Origin of the sequence: Sediminispirochaeta smaragdinae DSM 11293 (assembly GCF_000143985.1) — a bacterium.
GTDB classification, from domain to species: Bacteria; Spirochaetota; Spirochaetia; order DSM-16054; family Sediminispirochaetaceae; genus Sediminispirochaeta; species Sediminispirochaeta smaragdinae.
This window is the reverse complement of record NC_014364.1, coordinates 2,271,503-2,289,202: the sequence shown is the minus strand read 5'-3', so window position 1 is coordinate 2,289,202 and position 17,700 is coordinate 2,271,503. Positions and strand designations below refer to the sequence as shown.

Here is a 17,700-nt window from a genome sequence, read left to right as displayed (position 1 = left end):
CGCAATACATGCAGGTCGGGGTATTCTCCCCGACCTGTGTTTTATCCAGGAACGATTATAATGAACCAGAGAAAAACAAAAATCATAAGCTATTGGATCCTGGCCGGACCACCGCTCATTCTTTTTTTATCCGTTATTCTTTTTCCAATCCTTTTTTCACTTATTATCAGCCTCAGTGACTGGAGTGGTTCCGGTAGCCTTCAGTGGGTCGGGTTAAAAAATTATATCGAAATCCTTCACGATAGAATTTTCTTTCACGGTTTACGAAACAATCTCTTAATCGTTGCAATCTCTGTCTTAGGACAAATTCCTCTTGGATTTGTCCTTGCCTATATTCTTTATCGAAAAATAGTAAAGCGGGAAAAATTCTTTGAGACGATGATTTTCCTACCAATCACCATTTCCCCTGTTGTTATAGCCATTTTGTGGAATCAAATTTTCTCGACGTCCGGTCTCTATACGAGTATTATACGGAAAATCAGCAATAATCCCCGCTATGTTGTCTCAATTTTTGAGAACCAGAGCCTTGCAATCATTCCCATCCTCTTTGTTATTCTCTGGATGTACACCGGCATGTATATGGTAATGTATCTTGCAAACCTCCAAAAAATTTCCCCATCAATCTTGGAAGCAGCCGAAATTGATGGTGCAAGCGAAAGCCAAATCCTTCTTCATATTATTTTTCCTTTCATGCAAGGTGTCATTATGACCACCACAATATTTGCAATAACAGGCAGCCTAAAATCTTTCGACCTCATCTATGCCATGACGGGAGGCGGCCCTGCCCATTTTACCGAAGTGATTGCAATTTATATGTATACAAACACCTTTAAATACTACAAGTACGGCTTCGGTAGTGCAGTCTCGATCATCATCGTATTGCTGAGTGTCGGGCTGATTTTGCTTTTACAGATACTTTCCCGACGCCTCGACAGAAAATATTCGTGAGGAAATGAAGTGATGTTACAATCGAAAAATCTTTGGAAATTTTTTTCCTATTTTGTGATGATTCTCTTTTCGATACTAACCATCGGGCCACTTTTGTGGCTTCTGTACAGTTCTTTTAAGCCTCATGCCGCGATCGTTCGAAGCCCTCTTGCTTTTCCCACCGGATTCTATGTTGAGAACTATATAAGGTCATGGCGACTGGGAAAGTTGGGAATTTATTTTTTAAACAGCATAATCTATGCAACAGTTCCCACAATCATAACCGTTTTTTTCGCCATGTCCTCCGGTTATGCTTTCTCGAAATTCCATTTTCACTCTTCGCATTTTCTATACGGCATATATCTCACCGGACTCCTTGTAACCGTCCACTCTGTCATTGTGCCGCTATTTATCCTTGAGACCAGGATTGGAATCGATAATACACGTCTGGGCGTGATCATTCCCTATATTGCCTTTGCGCTTCCGTTCCAAATCTTTCTATCAACAAGCTACATAAAAGGCATCCCCGATTCTTTAGAAGAGGCTGCACTCATCGACGGGGCATCCTATCTTGCAATTTTCATGAAAATCATTATTCCTGTCGCCACTCCGATCATAGCGACAATGACTATCTTTACATTCCTGAGTAATTGGAACGAATTCATATTGGTTCTGACCTTGACCAGCAGGGTAGCCATCCGCTCTCTGCCTGTCGGCATTAATAGCTTTGCAGGAGGGATGTCAAGAGATTACGGTCTACAGTTTGCAGCCCTGGTAGTAGGAACCGCCCCCATGATTGTCTTCTATCTCTTTTTTCATGACCAGCTTGCGAAGGGATTTTCCGCAGGTGTTTCCAAGGAGTAGTACATTATCATCATGAAACACAGCCTATCACTCATACCACAAGTCAATGGAAACATAGCCGACGAAAGGACACGCTTTGCGCTTTCCTCAGATTCACTTATTCAGATAGAACCGGGATTTGAATTCGCAGCGGAAGATCTGCTTCGCTTTCTCGAACGCCATTACAATTTGAGGCTGACCATATCAAGCCATACAGCCTTGCCTATCTTTGAGCATACACAAGCTGGGATCATTAATTTCTGCCATGACAGTGGTATGGTTCACCCAGAAGGATATCAAATCACAATCGCAAACGGAATCTGCGATATTACCGCACAAACCGCGACAGGTGCTTTATACGCCGTTCAAACCATAAAACAACTGTTTCATTCCGCAGTACCGGAGCTTCCTGCAGTAAAAGTGTACGATGAACCCTTATACCGCTGGAGAGGCTTTATGCTCGACTCCGCTCGTCATTTTTGCCCAGTAGGGGAAATCGAGCGGATTCTGGACATGATGTTGTATCTCAAAATGAACAAATTCCATTGGCACCTCACAGACGATCAGGGCTGGCGAATGGAGATAAACGACTATCCGCTACTATCACAGGTCGGCGGACTTTCTGCTCCTTCTCCCGGTTTTTACACTACCGAAGAACTTCATTACATCGTCTCCTATGCCGAGAAACGAGGAATTACCGTTATACCTGAGGTCGACCTGCCCGGCCATTGTCTTTCGTTACTTGCCGCTTATCCAGAGCTGGGATGTAGCGGCGGTCCCTATGTCATTCCATCGGAGCCTGGCATTTTTTATGAACTCCTGTGCCTCGGCAATGATGACGCATTAAGCTTTTCAAAGCGACTCATCGATTATATCTGCGATATTTTTCCAGGTCCATGGATTCATATTGGCGGTGATGAAATTCCGACGAGACGCTGGAAGGAGTGCCCCAAGTGCCAAGAGCGTATGAAGGAAGAACACCTGTCGAATAGCAGAGAACTCCATACATGGTTCGCCAATAGGCTCCAGGAATATGCAGCGGCAAAAGGGAAAAACCTCATAACATGGAACGACGGCATCGATGAGAAGCTTTCCCGTGATATTATTTGTCAATTCTGGTTCCCATATCATAATGCCTACGAAAAAGCAGTGGCAGAATCCAAACGGGGAAGAAAATTCATTATGTCTGACTATTTCTCCACCTATCTTGATCTGTCACAAGCAGTAGTACCGCTAAAAGCCACCTATGCGTATACAGGCCACTTACATGCCGGCAAAGAGGCGGCGCAGGAGCATGCCATTCTTGGCATCGAGGCTCCCCTGTGGAGCGAACACATATCTGATAGAAGGAGTAGGGACAAGCAGCTCTTTCCAAGAATCCTTGCAGTGGCAGAATCCTGCTGGACGGATGCAGAGGCGAAAAACCTACACGATTTCATCAAACGGGTAGATCATCTCAAAGGTTTCTTCCAAACAGAGTTTTCCATTGACGGAAACATGTATCGGAGAGATCCGTTCGTGCTCATACGCTTCCTAAAAAAAGCTATACGTATTATTTCTATGCTTCGGCAAGCGGTTTCTCCAAACCGAGAAAAGTAACACACCATGAGTGATATCGGAAAATAGCAACTATTGCTATTTTCCGCCACTTCAACAAATCCCCCTTCTTGTATATACTACGTCAACTTGACCATACAGAGAATATGGAGCCCGAACATGAAATTACGCTTAAAGCTTTCTCTGCCTATCATCGGTTTATCCTTTTTTCTTTACATCATATTATTTTTTCTCATGACGATGGGCCTTCATCAATACGAAAATTTCGCTCTGACAACAGCCCGGCAAGAATTACTTGACGGATATAAGAAAGAGTTAAAAAGTGCAACGGAAATTGCTGCTTCTCTTATTCAATCCATCTACGCCGATCAAGAGCGATCCGATGAAGAGAAGCTGGAAGCGGCCAGAACGGCCGTGAGGCCTTTACGCTTTGGTACGGACGGCTATTTTTATGCATACCGGGCAGGAACAGGGGAAAATATCATCCACGGCTCGACACCTGCCAATGAAGGAAAATCGCTTTGGAACCTCCAATCGCCTGATAAAAAGCAGTATATCATCCGAGATTTGGACAAAGCGGCGAGAGACGGCGATCTGTTTGTGGATTTTTATTGGTCGAAACCTAACCACGACCCTCAGGAGGTTTTTCCAAAACTGGGGACAGCTCTTATGGTCCCAGGAACCACTATTTGGGTAGGGACCGGGGCTTATATCGACGAAATAGATTCTGCAGTGACAAAGTTGACCGCATATTATGCCAGTTTCGCCCGAAAAATGACCATCATTCTTTTAATTTTCCTTCTTGCGGCTCCCCTGGTAATGTTTCTTCTGATTTTCAGGCGAATACGTAACGTTGTGGGACCGATAACAAGGCTCAGCGACATTGCTCAACGTTCGGCAGGAACCGACTTTCGGGAGATCCCCGAGATAACTGCTCGACGGTTTCCAGATGAGGTTACGGTACTTGAAAGAAGTTTTTCCGAATTGTTCAGCCAATTCAGTAAGGTAATCCGAAATGTCCAGGTAGCAGTCGACCGGTCCAGGAGAAGAGGGACCGGAATGAACAGCTCCATTACAACGATCAATGACTCGCTGAAGGAAGCCCAAATATCCCTGGAAAATCTCTCGGCCTCGGAAAAACAGCTATCTGCAGAGGCTCAGGCAAACCAAAAGCTCAGTGATGATCTTGAACAATTCATTGCGGGAACGAATCACCTTGCACAGATGCAGTCGAAGGATGTAGGCGATGCTTCGGACTCGGTCCGGAGGATGAGTAGCGAGATAGAGGTTATTGCCCAAAGCGCAGGACGCTATACGATAACGGCGCAGGCCCTTGATAAGGCAGCAAAATCCGGAGAAAAAAGTATCGGTGAGGCAGTAAAGAGTCTTGAGCTTGCGGACACCGCGGCTGTAGCTATTAATGAAGCAGTTTCTATGATTGATACCATTGCCGAACGGACCAATATTTTGGCCATCAACGCCTCAATCGAAGCGGCCCATGCAGGAGAGGTTGGAAAGGGCTTTGCCGTCGTCGCCAATGAAATCAGAACCCTTGCAAAAGGATCAAGCGACAGTGCGGAAAGTGTGGCTTCCCGCCTTAATGATATTGCAAGCGCCATTGTATCCAGTAAAGAATCAACCAAGCACGCAAATAGTACCTTTATCGATATCATCGAACATTCGGAACAAGTTCTCAGCGGAATGGAATCGATTACCGCGATAACATACACGCTACAGACCATGGGGCAACAGGTTGATCAAGCCCTCACGGCGCTCATCGACAGTTCGGATAAGGTCCAAACCTCCTCTACCGAGGCCCATGAAAAGATCCTGAATGTCTCCCATTCTGCTTCCAATCTTGCCGAATTATCGATTAATCTGCGAAATACCATCACCAATATGGAACAATTCTTGAATTCCATTCGATCACAGGCAGAAGAGATCATGGAAGAGGGAGAGCAGAATTCCAAAGAAATCGGTGTACTTTCGGATTCGGTTTCTCAGTTCAAAACCGCCGAAGAAACACCAAGTAGTGTATAGCGGCAGAAAAAGATTCTAATCGGCCTTCTATCATCATTGACATATATTTTAAAAGTAGATATTATAGATACACAATATCTACTTTTTTTAAGGAAGCACATGAAATATACAAAGGCAACCAACTATGCGCTTCATACAATGCTCATAATGGCAAAAAATGCGGATAAACGCATAAGTGTACAGCATTTGGCAGAAAAACAGGATCTTTCACCTACGTATTTGTCAAAAATCTTGACAAAACTAGTAAAAGGCGGGTTTATCAGCTCTTTTTCAGGTGCTCATGGAGGTTATGCGCTTCCCCAGAATTGGGAGAACATATCATTTTTAGATATCATTCATTGCATGGAGGGAAAATCCTCCTTGTTTGAATGTTGTTTGAATGAAGAAGAGGAATGCAGCATAAAAAAAGTAATGCTTTTAGCCGAAGAAAAGATGGAAGCAGATTTGAAAGGAACAAGGATTTCTGATCTTATTCGATAGGTATCATATATATTTTTATCAAATTACAGATATAATAACTCTTTAATATCCGTAATAAACAACATTATTTATAACAAATCAGGAGACACTGTATGCAAACGATTCTTTATCTATCATTTGGAATACTGATAGGAATGCTTTTTCCCGTTCCGGCTTCTTTTAGTAGCCATTTAAGCTCTTACTCAAAAACCCCATTAACGCCATCTTTCATTGCATTTGGAGTAGGAACAATGTTATCACTTCTTCTAAACCTGATAATTAACCCTGCATCATTATTGGGAGGAATAGATTTTTCATATCCAGCATACATATACATAGGTGGAGCATTGGCTGGGGTAGGCTATAACGTAGCCAATATACTCCTCTTCTCAAAGATAGGGGCTTCTATTGCCGCAATTATAACAATTACAGGACAAATGGCGGCCGGAATTATCATTGATCATTTTGGCCTATTTGGTATCACGGAAAAGGTAATCAGCGCACAACGAGTGATAGGAATCCTCATCATGCTGTATGCTGTCTATTTAATACAGAAGGAGAAAGGAAATTTCAAACGGTCATCGCAAATAGGATGGATAGTGATGGGGGTTTTCTCAGGTTCTTTACCGCCACTGCAAGCGGCGATTAATGCAAAACTGCGCTATGCTACGGGATCAATCTTAAGTGCAACATGTATCTCTTTCTTTGTCGGAACACTTATTTTGATTGCATTAATTTTACTCTCGGAAAAAAGACTGGAATTCCCCATCTTCGATGAAAACAAACAGCGTATACCGGTTTATTACTATCTATCAGGAATATTTGGCATTATCATCGTTGGTGGCAATATCATACTGATCCCAATCCTTGGTTCCGTTTTAACCAGTATGGTCTTTATACTGGGTCAGATAGCAATGTCATTAATAATTGATCAGGTGGGACTATTCCATCTACAAAAGCGATCGGTAACCAAGACGAAAATTGCAGCTTTGGCCTTAATAGTCACAGGGATACTCTTTGCGAAAATATAATATGGAAATCGTTGCAAATGCTTTACGTATCGCGCCGATGAAGTAATCCTGAATGCAACAACGTTATTGCGATGACTATGATGTATCCTGCTGTTGCAAACAGGGAGGATTCGACTCCGAATTTTCCTCCCGTCAACAGCATCGAATGCGACTGCAGCCTGTATGAAATTATGGCTTGAGCATTATACGCAGTATCAATATCCAGAATATGCCCGATTATAATGATGTTCCATATACCGTGAACCGTTGCACTTGCAAAAATGGAGCCGCTATCGTAAACGATTAATGAAAACATAATTCCAACAAACGAGCCTGATATTATCAAGAACAGAAAATCCATACATCCCAGTTTTCCATTAAAAACATGCAGGATCCCGAAGAGGACAGACGGGATAAGAAGTGCGGCTTTTTTCCCCCATTTTCGCTCGATCGTACTCATGATCAGACCTCTGAATATCATCTCTTCACCGATTCCGGCTCCGAAACCAACCGTAAAGATAGAACTCAACATTATGGTATATTTCTGAGTCATCGACATTGTATTTACTGTGAGATCACCCTTTATACAGAGCAAAGCCAACGAGACAAGAAGTGGAAGCAGAAAAGCACAGATAAGCCAACGCAGATAATGATGTGGTTTTCTGATATAACATTCCTGTAATGACACCTTCAGAATCTTGGCACTGTATATTCGTACGGCCAGCCATGCAAGTGTTATGTAGATGAGCGTAAACAGTAATGATGTTCCCCAGTCGGGTACCGGAATCGTATATGCAAAGCCCGCTACCAGCTGTGTAAGAACAAGAATGATAATCCCGACCGGTATTGTCAGTAGGGTCAAAATGGTGCTTCGTTTTTGCATACCGCTTCCTTTTGAAATTACTGTATGTTATTATACCCGCCCGAAATTTTTTCCTCTATAGGGTTTGTATTCAAATATACTTCTGAAACCAGTGATGGGCATAGCGTTCATTATTAAATGCTACCACCTCCTCATAGCCGCTACTTCTGTACATTGCCTGTGCTTCCGTCAATACCTTGTTCGTCTCCAGCCGTAACAACGGTATATGATTCTCCCGAGCTATCTGTTCCAGATAGCCGAGTATCTTCCGGCCCGCTCCAAGACCTCTACATGTCTTTGCTACCCACATACGTTTGATTTCACCATGGTCGGGATAGCATTTGATCGCACCACACCCTATGGCTTCATCGTGAATCCGTGCGACAACAAAATATCCGTTTGGCGGCGTTAACTCATTATCACTTGCCGAGATACTATCACCGGGATCAAATCCATTTTCAAAACGATCGTTAAGTTCCGTAAAATAGCTTTCAATACATAAGCGTGCATCGCGGCTTTCAGGCGGCACCACTTCCATGACAATCAATCCAGCAGTCAGCATCCTTTCAACAATCTCCATCCCTTCAAGTAGCCTACGACGCTGTTTTTCTGACAAGGGTTCCAATATGAAAGCTGCAGCCTCATCCGAAAGCACATCAAGCCGCTTCAATTCTCGCTCACCATCTTTTGTCAGCGAGGCAGTTCGTACCCGCGAATCATTCGGAGAGGGACGCAGCATTATCAAACCTTCGGCCTCTAACGTACGCAGTAAGCGACTCATATAGCCGGAATCGAGACCGAGGCGGCTACGCAAGTCTCTAACTTCTGCACCTGATATGCCGATTTCATACAGTAACCGAGAAGCACCAAGGGACCTGTGCCTTCCCAGAAACTGGGCATCAAGTACACCAATCCTTTGCGTAACAGTTCTGTTGAACTTCCTAACAATAGAAATATCATTCATATATCTGACTATAGTCAGCAATATAGTACATGTCAACACACTTTCTGTTGATTTTTTTTTGTGATAACATAAACGAAGTTGTAAAACACAAAAGAACATAACAACTGGCTTCATTTACTATGCAATTGGAGGATGATTTGTCTGAAAAAGACACCATAAACGCAACAGAAGAAAGGCCCCATACTATTACAAGCCTGATATCTGATTTGAGAAAACTTGGGGTACAGAGCGGCATGACAGTTCTTGTTCATTCCTCTCTGAGTTCGATAGGGTGGGTATGCGGTGGAGCCGTAAGTGTCATTCTTGCCTTGGAAAAGGTTTTAGGAAAAACAGGAACGCTGCTCATGCCTACCCATTCAGGCGACTTATCTGATCCGAAAAATTGGGGAAACCCTGCTGTCCCTGAGGCGTGGTGGGATACAATCAGGGCTGAGATGCCTGCATTCGATCCGGCTCTTACCCCCACACGAGGCATGGGAATCATTCCCGAAACGTTCAGAAAGCAAAAAGGGGTCATAAGGAGTTCTCATCCGAATGCGTCTTTTGCTGCCTGGGGAAAAAACAATACATACCTGATTCAGGATAATCATCTTGATTACCAAATGAATGAGAAAAGTCCCATAGGAAGGCTATACGAGTTGGATGGATATATTCTCTTGCTCGGCGTTGATTACATGAATAATACATCTTTTCACCTGGCAGAGTATAAAGCCGACTACAGCGGGAAAGAAGAGGTTCTCGAATATGCTCCGGTTATGGAAAAAGGCAGGCGGGTCTGGAAGGCTTATCATGATATAGCATTTGACTGCGATGATTTTGAATCGATAGGCCAGTCATATGAAAAGGAGAATCCCATCAAAATCGGCTTGATAGGGTCGGCTAATTCAAGATTAATTCGACAAAAAGAATTAGTAGATTATTCGGTCAGATGGATGGAGTTGAACAGGAAATAGCCTCAAAAAGGGGAATTCCCTCAAACAGTTTCCTATACTTATGGTATGAAGTGGCACATTGGCGTACTTGCTATCATATTCTTTTCCACGCTTTCGGTAGCCGCTGCTGTGCCTGTTCATGTCCTTGTGCTTCATTCCTACCATAGTGAGCTGCCTTGGACAAAAGGCTTCGATGAAGGGCTTCATGATGCGCAAGCCCAATATCCGGAACTTCAATATTATACCGAATATCTTGATGCCTCTAGGGTTGGTGATTCATTGTCTCATCAACAATGGGCCGAATACCTTCGTGCAAAATATCACTCTGTTAAAATTGATGCAATTATCAGTGAATCCGGACCAGCTGCCAATATTCTTTACTCCTATCCCGAACTGTTTGGACCAATCCCGCAGGTCATGTATTCCCCGGTACCTCACAAGACAGCAAACTATCAACTCTCTGTCACTCCGCAAATTGAGGCAGCCATAATCGGAACCGCAAAGCTTGCCATCGCACAAAACCCAAAGGCCAAGAAAGCAATAATAATCGACGGTGGAAACCCGGCTACGGGTTCGACAATCAAACTTCTGCACGAGACCCTAAATGGATACGGTGTCGACGTTCAAACAGTAAGCAACTTCACGCTTCCTGAAATCCAAGATTATTTATCCACCTGTAAACCGAACAGCATGGCCTTTTATACACTTGTTCTTCGGGACCGTACCGGCAAGAAATTTATTCCTCAGGAAGTTCTCGATAAACTTGCCGAAGTGAGTGCCATCCCCATTTATACGTTTTGGGGAACACTTGCGGATAGCGGTAGCACCGGGGGCACAATGTTAGATGCACAGGTTATCGCATATGAGGGGATAAAGGCTATCCTTAACTATCTTACGACAGGGGAATTCGGTACTAAGTATGGTACGACGCAAACCTACATAAACTGGAAGCTCCTAAAACGTTACAAGATAAGTCCCCGTACTATTCCCCAGAACGCAATTATCCTTAATAGGCCGGAGCCTTTTTTGGTGAAATACTACGTAGAAACGGTGACGGTTGTATCCATTTTATTCATATTGGGTTTCATTATTATGTTTATTCAGTTTCGACGTAATCTCGCAATCAACCGGCAACTTTGCATCAAGGCTGAAGAGCTACAAAATGCTCTCAAAGAAAAAGAGCTTCTTTACAATGAAATGAATAACCGAATCAAGAATAACCTAACCATATTATCAAGTATGATTATATTGCAAATCAATGAAATTAAGAATAAAACAACGAAACAGCAACTTGAAAATGTAGTTGGTCGGCTTCAAACTTTGGCACTGGTGCATGAAGAATTAAGTAATAAGAAGCATATCAAGGAAACAAATATCCATGGATCTCTGCAGGCGCTTATTCTGCAAGTGTTCAATACTATGTCCTCAGAACCTGCTGAAAAGCAATTACTGATGGACATAGATGAGATCAAGATGGAAAATAGGGATGCTATTGCCTGCTGCCTCATCGTTCATGAACTTCTCACGAATGCAATCAAATTTGCATTTCCTCATGGAGCATCCGGTACTATTCACGTCGTACTGAAAAAACTATTAAACCAAGAGGTTGCATTATCGGTTTCTGATTCCGGTATTGGGATCCCATCATCATATAGCATGGAAACTGACGCAAAACTTGGGTTAAAAATAGTAAGGTTATTAGTGAAACAATTAGGTGGCTCTCTTGAAATACGGAATGCAGGTGGTGCCGTTTTTTTGATCAAATTCAGAATTTGAAGGCAGAACGTCTTTTATCCTTACGATAATCTAAACGGATGATTTCTTCCGATTGTCCTTATGTTTTGTTAAACAATTTCAATGCCTTTTCAATTGCTTGGAAAAGCACGAACACACCGCTATTTTTTAGTATATAGCCATATTGCGTGATACCCTTAACACGAGAAACATACTCCTTCTCTGAGTGACTTGTAAGGAATATAATAGGGACGTCGCGTTGTTCTAATATCTTTTTTGATGCTTCGGTCCCGTCCATCCTATTTCTGCCGAGATCAATATCCATCAGAATCAGGTCGATCTCGTTTTTGATACCTTCTCTAATGGCATCTGTTCCATTTAAGACGGTTTTTACACTAAACCCCTGCTTTTCAAGCATATGGGCTTCTGCCATGGCTATTAAAGCTTCATCCTCGACCAATAGAATTTGAGCATCAACAGTGTCATTTGACATCTTGCGTGTACTCCATGATCCTCACCATGAATTGCAGTCACTTTACTGATCATAATTATAAGAAATAGCTATTGAAAATAAAAGGGATCTAATGAGATAAAGATAAAAACGATAACTTTATATGATCATTTTCCTCACAAATAAATATGCGTCTTGAATTTAGTCTTACAGCGGGGGCATACCAAAATTCTGGTGCCCCTTTTTTTCGAGGTTCGTATTACTACCTTGCAGTTGGGGCAGGTCCTGAAGCGGTGTGTCCTGCCTTCTCTTATCCTCAATTTCAGCAACGAGAAGCTCCTTCTAACCGGTTTAACAAGCTTCATGAACTTTTCATTTTCCCTGGCTCGTTTTGAAAGATCCCTGGAATAGGTTCGGTATATCGTGTAGAACATTACCATTACTCCGGTTACGTTGAGAACTTGAGATGTAATGAATGTTTCCAGAATAATCAGAATAAAAGCAATGCCTATCAGGCTCTTGTTCAGTTGATCCATGCCGTATCTGCCGCTCATGAACTGTGTGATTTTCTCTCCAAAATCAATTTTTTTCATTCTTCCTCCTCAAAAGGGTCGGCCGCAGAGCATGCAGCACAAATTAGATAAGATCATTCCCAGACAAATTCTGTCGAGACTAGCATTAGGCATGCCATAGTTTTTGCTTTGCTGCTGATATACACGCCCGCCGTTTTGTATCCGGTTCAGCACGAGCTGATATTCCAGGTTGTCCGGCTCCATCTGTACTGCGGTTTTTGCATGTTTCAGCGCCGTTATCCTGTTTTCGCACTGCGAGTTCACAATAGCGCTGTAATAAAACCACTGAGCACTTCTGTCTGCAATATTGTTAAGTGCTTTGAGCGCCCGCTCGTAATATCCGGCGTTAATAAAACTTTTTATCTGATCATATTCAGAAGCCCTGTTTCCCTGCCGGTTCTGTCCGTATGCTCCTGTAAACCATTCAAACGGATCAAACCCAAAGCCGAAAGGATCCTCTGTCTGCTGTGATGAATTTCCGCCATTGCCAGTATTCCGGGACTGATAACTTCCTGTATTACTACTGCTATACGATGATGCGGTTCCGCTTTTTATCTGATCATAGGCGGCATTTATCTCGCTCATCCTTTTAGCCGCTTCTTCTTCGTTGCCGTGGTTCACATCAGGATGGTATTTCCTGGCCAGTTTTCGATAGGCTTTTGTTATTTCTTCGTTTGATGCCCCGGGAGAAACACCGAGAATTTTGTATGGATCAGAAATCATTTCGCTTTGCCAGGCCTCTTCTTTCTTTTTTTAGCCTCATATTTTGTCCAGACACCAGAATAGAGGATGTTTTCTATCATATTTTTGTCCTGATAGATGGGCAGTAATCGGTATTTTTCGATACAATCGGCCATAAGCAGGTTTAAAATAGCGGTAAAATTTTCCGACGGCGTTGCAATCATGGGATTATAGCATTTCTTTTTTATGTCCGATTTTAGATCAATGCAGGCGTCCATTATATAGATGAATCTGCCCAGGGCATTACCGAATCTCCGCAACCGCTCCGAGTATTCATCTTTCTGAATAACCGTAATCTCTCCCATCAGTTTACCGAAGCAGTTCGCAGGGATATCCGGATTAAGTTCTCCTGATTTTTCGATGGCAGAGAGTTCTTCAAGCCCCCTGTATATGGCCGAACATTGATCAGGATGCTTTTCCGCAACCTTTTTATATTCCTTCTCAAACAGTTTCGCTTCAATAAGTGATAGAATCTTTTTGTCATCCTTCCAGTCATCCAGAAAATTGTAATAGGTAAGCGCTACATTCATATCTGCGGCAAAGTCTGTTATATCATTTCTGAGAAAATTATGTTTTTTGGAAGGGTGGACAATACAGCGTTCCGTAGAGAAAGTGTATCCTTTTTTGTACAGAGAGGAAAGGAACAGAACAAGGAAGGTCATATCGTAGTTGATTGTAATACGACTTGTTGTTCCGTGTCGCTTTCCCAGCGCATTGCATAAGCCACAGTAACACGAGCGGTACCGTTCCGTCTCTTCTTGAGTTAATTTATCCAGGTTTGCGACTACGTAGCCGAACATCCTTGAACCTCACTCCTTTTCTTTAGTGCCGTCGTCCTGCGGGAACTTTTGCTCCATGGTTTCCAGTATGACCGAAAGTTCGTTGCATGCATCAGCTATCTGGCGCTTGTCTTTGCTTTTCAACGCCTTTCGTACGACCTTTACCGATCCCCCGAGTTTGATCTTGTCGTCTTTATCGAGTTTTTTCATAAGCGCCGATGCCCGGTAGATCAGCTGCTCAGCGTTGTTTTTTGCTGTGGCCTCTTCCTTGTTCTTTGCATCCTCGGCTTCATACTCTTTGGCTTCGCGGATAGCCCTGTCGATTTCCTCCTGACTCAGGTTCGAGGAAGATGTGATAGTGATATTTTGTTCCTTTCCTGTTCCGAGATCCTTTGCCGACACCTTTACAATGCCATTTGCATCAATGGTAAACGTGACTTCAATCTGCGGAACTCCTCGGGGCGCCCGCCGGATACCATTAAGCTTGAATTTTCCAAGCGTTTTGTTGTGTTTGGCCATATCCCGTTCGCCCTGCAGAACATGGATATCTACAGAAGTTTGAAAGTTTGCGGCCGTTGTAAAAATCTGGCTTTTTTGGGTGGGTAGAGTGGTGTTGCGCTCTATTATCTTTGAACAAACCCCTCCCATGGTTTCAATACCCAATGAAAGCGGTGTTACATCCAGGAGAAGCAGATCCTTTACCTTCCCAATAAGAACGCCCCCCTGGAGAGCAGCCCCTCTTGCCACGCATTCATCCGGATTGATGCCTTTGGAAGGTTCTTTGCCTGTGAACTGCTTTACGGCGTTTTGTACAGCCGGAATTCGGGTTGAGCCGCCTACAAGCAGGACCTTGTTTATCTGTTCTTTGCTTAGGCCGGAATCGCGTATGGCCTGTTGCATAGGTCCCATGGTGGAATCCACAAGGTGTGACGTCAGCTCGTCGAATTTCCGGCGGGTCAGGCTCATCTCCAAATTAAGGGGTTTTGATGATTTTGCTGTGATAAAAGGAAGATTGATTGTGCTTGAGCTCAGGCTGCTCAGTTCAATTTTTGCCTTTGCCGCGGCCTCTTTTACACGCTGCATGGCAACAGGATCCTTGGACAAATTGAAATGCTGGTCCTTTTTGAATTCATTGACGATGTATTCGATTATGCAGTTGTCGAAATCATCTCCGCCGAGCCGATTGTTCCCTGCCGTAGCCAGAACTTCGATAAGTCCGCTGTTTATATCCAGAATAGAAACATCAAAGGTTCCCCCGCCCAGATCGTATACCATGACCTTTTGAGACGCTTCCTTATCAACACCGTAGGCCACCGCTGCGGCCGTAGGTTCGTTTATGATCCTCTGCACATTAAGGCCTGCTATTTTGCCTGCGTCCTTGGTTGCCTGCCGCTGGGCGTCGGTAAAATACGCCGGTACGGTAATTACTGCATCGGTAACCTTTTCTCCCAAATAGGCTTCTGCATCCGCCTTCAGTTTTTGTAATATCATGGCGGAAATTTCCTGCGGTGAATATTTTTTCCCGTCGATATTGACCCTGTAATCGTTTCCCATCTCCCGCTTGATTGAACTTACGGTGCGTTCGTGATTGATTACCGCCTGATTAAGGGCCGCTCTTCCGACGAGGCGTTCGCCGTTTTCAGAAAAGGCAACCACAGAGGGCGTGGTGCGTTCTCCTTCCGAGTTCGTTATTATAACAGACTCACTCCCTTCCATGATCGCAACACAGGAATTGGTCGTTCCCAAATCGATACCGATAATCTTAGGCATAAAATCTCCTATGACCTTAAGTAACTGAATGTACAACGTGTGAATGAAAGTAATATACCGAAGAAATATTAACTCAATGTAAACCAAGGTAAAAAAGAGAAAAAATCGTGTATACTTGTCCCGAGGTATTAATATGTTCTGCATTCTTGTTGTGGAAGATGATGAAAACACAAGAAAATTGATGAAGACGATATTCCTTCTTAACGGTTATAAAGTCTTTGTTGCTAAAGACGGGATAGATGCCCTTGATAAAATACAAGACCATCATATCGATCTGATAGTGCTTGATCTGATGATGCCGAGGATGGATGGGTATGAGTTCACGACAACCCTCAGAAAGGCCAACAACAATGTTCCAATTCTGATGGTTACGGCAAAAGAGGCGCCTGCCGACAAAAAAAAAGGATTTCTCGTCGGTACAGACGACTACATGGTTAAGCCGGTCGATGAGGAAGAGATGCTGCTTCGGGTGAAAGCCCTTCTACGACGCTCCCGTATTGTGAATGAGCACAGGTTGACGATAGGCGGAACAGAGCTTGATTATGATTCATTTACTGTTTTCCGGGAGGGAACAGGCATTGAACTGCCCAATAAGGAGTTTATGCTGCTGTATAAGCTTCTCTCCTATCCAAACAAGATTTTTACCAGGCGCAGCCTGATGGATGAACTATGGGATATAAACTCCGAAAGCGACATCCGCACAGTGGATGTTCATATAAATCGTCTGCGCGACAGGTTCAAGGATAACCCGGATTTTGGAATAGTGACTGTTCGCGGACTCGGTTACAAGGCGGTGAGCAAGGTATGCACAGAGTAAAATCGATTAACAAGATAGTCGTATTCTATGTCTTCGTCATCATGATATTTGCAGGAGTTCTGACATCGTTCTTATTTTTTCTTTTTTACGTATTTGGAATTTTCCCTTTCTTTGTGCTGACTCCTGTATTTTCTCCTCTGATTGCATTGCTCATAAGCAGTGCAATAGGCACTTCCATATCTGCTATGGCAAGCGAAAGGATACTCAAGCCGCTTAACCAGCTGGTAACAGCAACGAAAAGGATCTCCACCGGAGACTTCAGTGTACGTGTTGCGGAAATAAACGATAATTCTGAAATAGCGAATCTGCTGCGGGGATTTAACCATATGGCGGAAGAGCTTAGCGGTATTGAAATGTTCCGCAACAATTTTATCAACGATTTTTCACATGAATTCAAGACACCAATTGGTTCAATACGCGGATTTGCAAGGCAACTGCAGAATGAGAACCTTTCACCGGAAAAACGAACAGAGTACACGGATATTATCATCAAGGAGTCGGAACGGTTAACCAACATGGCATCCAATATTCTGCTACTTAATAATCTGGATAATCAACAGATAATCACGGATAAAATAGAATATGAGCTTGATGAACAGATTCGAAACTGCGTTATCCTGCTGGAAAAAGATTGGAGCAGAAGAAATCTAAAGATCGATCTACATCTTGATACTGTAAAGATTTTCGGCAACGAGGAAATGCTCTCACATCTCTGGATAAACCTGATTGACAATGCAATAAAGTATGCTCATGATAACGGCCGGATTTCTATTACGTGTGAAAAAACGTTGAGCGATATCAGGGTTGCAATAACTGATAACGGTAAGGGTATGGATAACACTGAATTAAAGCATATCTTTGACAAATTCTATCAGGGAGATACATCACACGCCTCACAGGGAAACGGACTTGGGCTCTCCATTGTCAAACGGATTGTGGATCTTTATAACGGGAAGATATCGGTTGAAAGTAGTCCGGGATATGGCGCTACATTTACTGTATATTTGCCTGCCGGGAGCTCTGAACAAATGAAGAAAAGAAGGGCCGAACCAAGGTAGGGGGGCCTTAACGCCAGAGTAGCTGTCCAGGCCGTCTCCGCCATCGTAAAAGTATGGTTGTTCGTTTTCGTTTGGTTATCTGCATGAATGCCATGCAAAGGTTGTGCTATTTGATACTTGCTTGTTAATTTTTCGGTTGTTAATCGCTATAGTTCCTCACTATACTCTGGGAATAACAAGGAAA

At 43.3% G+C, this 17,700-nt stretch carries 17 protein-coding genes; 10 read left to right on the top strand and 7 right to left on the bottom strand.

What is annotated here, in order from left to right; all coding sequences use genetic code 11:
• Positions 1-60: 60 nt before the first annotated feature.
• The 6 genes from SPIRS_RS10725 to SPIRS_RS10700 all read left to right on the top strand — a co-directional run bounded on the left by SPIRS_RS10725 (position 61) and on the right by SPIRS_RS10700 (position 6,857).
• A complete protein-coding gene (locus SPIRS_RS10725) occupies positions 61-948 on the top strand; it encodes a carbohydrate ABC transporter permease (RefSeq protein WP_013254706.1) in 888 nt (295 codons plus the stop codon).
• 12 nt (positions 949-960) lie between these two features.
• Complete coding sequence (locus SPIRS_RS10720) at positions 961-1,791, top strand: carbohydrate ABC transporter permease (protein WP_013254705.1); 831 nt, start codon at positions 961-963, stop codon at positions 1,789-1,791.
• A 12-nt stretch (positions 1,792-1,803) separates the two neighbouring features.
• A complete protein-coding gene (locus tag SPIRS_RS10715) occupies positions 1,804-3,369 on the top strand; it encodes a beta-N-acetylhexosaminidase (RefSeq protein WP_013254704.1) in 1,566 nt (521 codons plus the stop codon).
• 117 nt (positions 3,370-3,486) lie between these two features.
• Positions 3,487-5,367, top strand: a complete 1,881-nt coding sequence (locus SPIRS_RS10710) for a cache domain-containing protein (RefSeq protein ID WP_013254703.1) — start codon at positions 3,487-3,489, stop codon at positions 5,365-5,367.
• A gap of 99 nt (positions 5,368-5,466) precedes the next feature.
• Complete coding sequence (locus SPIRS_RS10705; RefSeq protein ID WP_013254702.1) at positions 5,467-5,847, top strand: Rrf2 family transcriptional regulator; 381 nt, start codon at positions 5,467-5,469, stop codon at positions 5,845-5,847.
• A 92-nt stretch (positions 5,848-5,939) separates the two neighbouring features.
• Complete coding sequence (locus SPIRS_RS10700) at positions 5,940-6,857, top strand: DMT family transporter (RefSeq protein WP_013254701.1); 918 nt, start codon at positions 5,940-5,942, stop codon at positions 6,855-6,857.
• A 22-nt stretch (positions 6,858-6,879) separates the two neighbouring features.
• On the opposite strand, the gene SPIRS_RS10695 is transcribed toward SPIRS_RS10700, so the two are convergent.
• A complete protein-coding gene (locus SPIRS_RS10695; protein ID WP_013254700.1) occupies positions 6,880-7,719 on the bottom strand; it encodes a CPBP family intramembrane glutamic endopeptidase in 840 nt (279 codons plus the stop codon).
• 70 nt (positions 7,720-7,789) lie between these two features.
• Entirely contained in the window at positions 7,790-8,662 is an 873-nt protein-coding gene (locus SPIRS_RS10690; RefSeq protein ID WP_013254699.1) for a bifunctional helix-turn-helix transcriptional regulator/GNAT family N-acetyltransferase, read from the bottom strand.
• Between the two features lie 137 nt (positions 8,663-8,799).
• Here SPIRS_RS10690 and SPIRS_RS10685 point away from each other — a divergent pair, with 137 nt between their 5' ends.
• Together SPIRS_RS10685 and SPIRS_RS10680 are read left to right on the top strand one after the other, a co-directional pair.
• Positions 8,800-9,615, top strand: coding sequence for an aminoglycoside N(3)-acetyltransferase (locus SPIRS_RS10685; protein WP_041866290.1), 816 nt, complete (start codon positions 8,800-8,802; stop codon positions 9,613-9,615).
• A 45-nt stretch (positions 9,616-9,660) separates the two neighbouring features.
• Positions 9,661-11,370, top strand: coding sequence for a sensor histidine kinase (locus SPIRS_RS10680; protein ID WP_013254697.1), 1,710 nt, complete (start codon positions 9,661-9,663; stop codon positions 11,368-11,370).
• Between the two features lie 58 nt (positions 11,371-11,428).
• Here SPIRS_RS10680 and SPIRS_RS10675 read toward each other — a convergent pair whose 3' ends face one another.
• From SPIRS_RS10675 to dnaK, 5 genes are all read right to left on the bottom strand, one after another.
• On the bottom strand, positions 11,429-11,821 hold the full coding sequence (locus SPIRS_RS10675; RefSeq protein WP_013254696.1) for a response regulator: 393 nt from the start codon (positions 11,819-11,821) through the stop codon (positions 11,429-11,431).
• Positions 11,822-11,955: 134 nt separating this feature from the next.
• Positions 11,956-12,372, bottom strand: coding sequence for a TFIIB-type zinc ribbon-containing protein (locus SPIRS_RS10670; protein ID WP_013254695.1), 417 nt, complete (start codon positions 12,370-12,372; stop codon positions 11,956-11,958).
• Between the two features lie 9 nt (positions 12,373-12,381).
• Positions 12,382-13,074, bottom strand: coding sequence for a J domain-containing protein (locus SPIRS_RS10665; RefSeq protein ID WP_013254694.1), 693 nt, complete (start codon positions 13,072-13,074; stop codon positions 12,382-12,384).
• Positions 13,071-13,892 carry a DUF5685 family protein gene (locus SPIRS_RS10660; RefSeq protein WP_013254693.1) on the bottom strand — a complete coding sequence of 274 codons (822 nt, stop codon included), beginning with the start codon at positions 13,890-13,892 and terminating at the stop codon, positions 13,071-13,073. Before SPIRS_RS10660 ends, SPIRS_RS10665 begins: the two co-directional genes overlap by 4 nt.
• Positions 13,893-13,901: 9 nt before the next feature.
• Complete coding sequence (gene dnaK / locus SPIRS_RS10655) at positions 13,902-15,641, bottom strand: molecular chaperone DnaK (RefSeq protein ID WP_013254692.1); 1,740 nt, start codon at positions 15,639-15,641, stop codon at positions 13,902-13,904.
• A 133-nt stretch (positions 15,642-15,774) separates the two neighbouring features.
• Between dnaK and SPIRS_RS10650 the strand changes: the two genes are divergently transcribed.
• On the top strand, positions 15,775-16,458 hold the full coding sequence (locus SPIRS_RS10650; RefSeq protein WP_013254691.1) for a response regulator transcription factor: 684 nt from the start codon (positions 15,775-15,777) through the stop codon (positions 16,456-16,458).
• On the top strand, positions 16,446-17,516 hold the full coding sequence (locus tag SPIRS_RS10645) for an ATP-binding protein (RefSeq protein ID WP_013254690.1): 1,071 nt from the start codon (positions 16,446-16,448) through the stop codon (positions 17,514-17,516). Before SPIRS_RS10650 ends, SPIRS_RS10645 begins: the two co-directional genes overlap by 13 nt.
• The last annotated feature ends 184 nt before the right edge of the window (positions 17,517-17,700 follow it).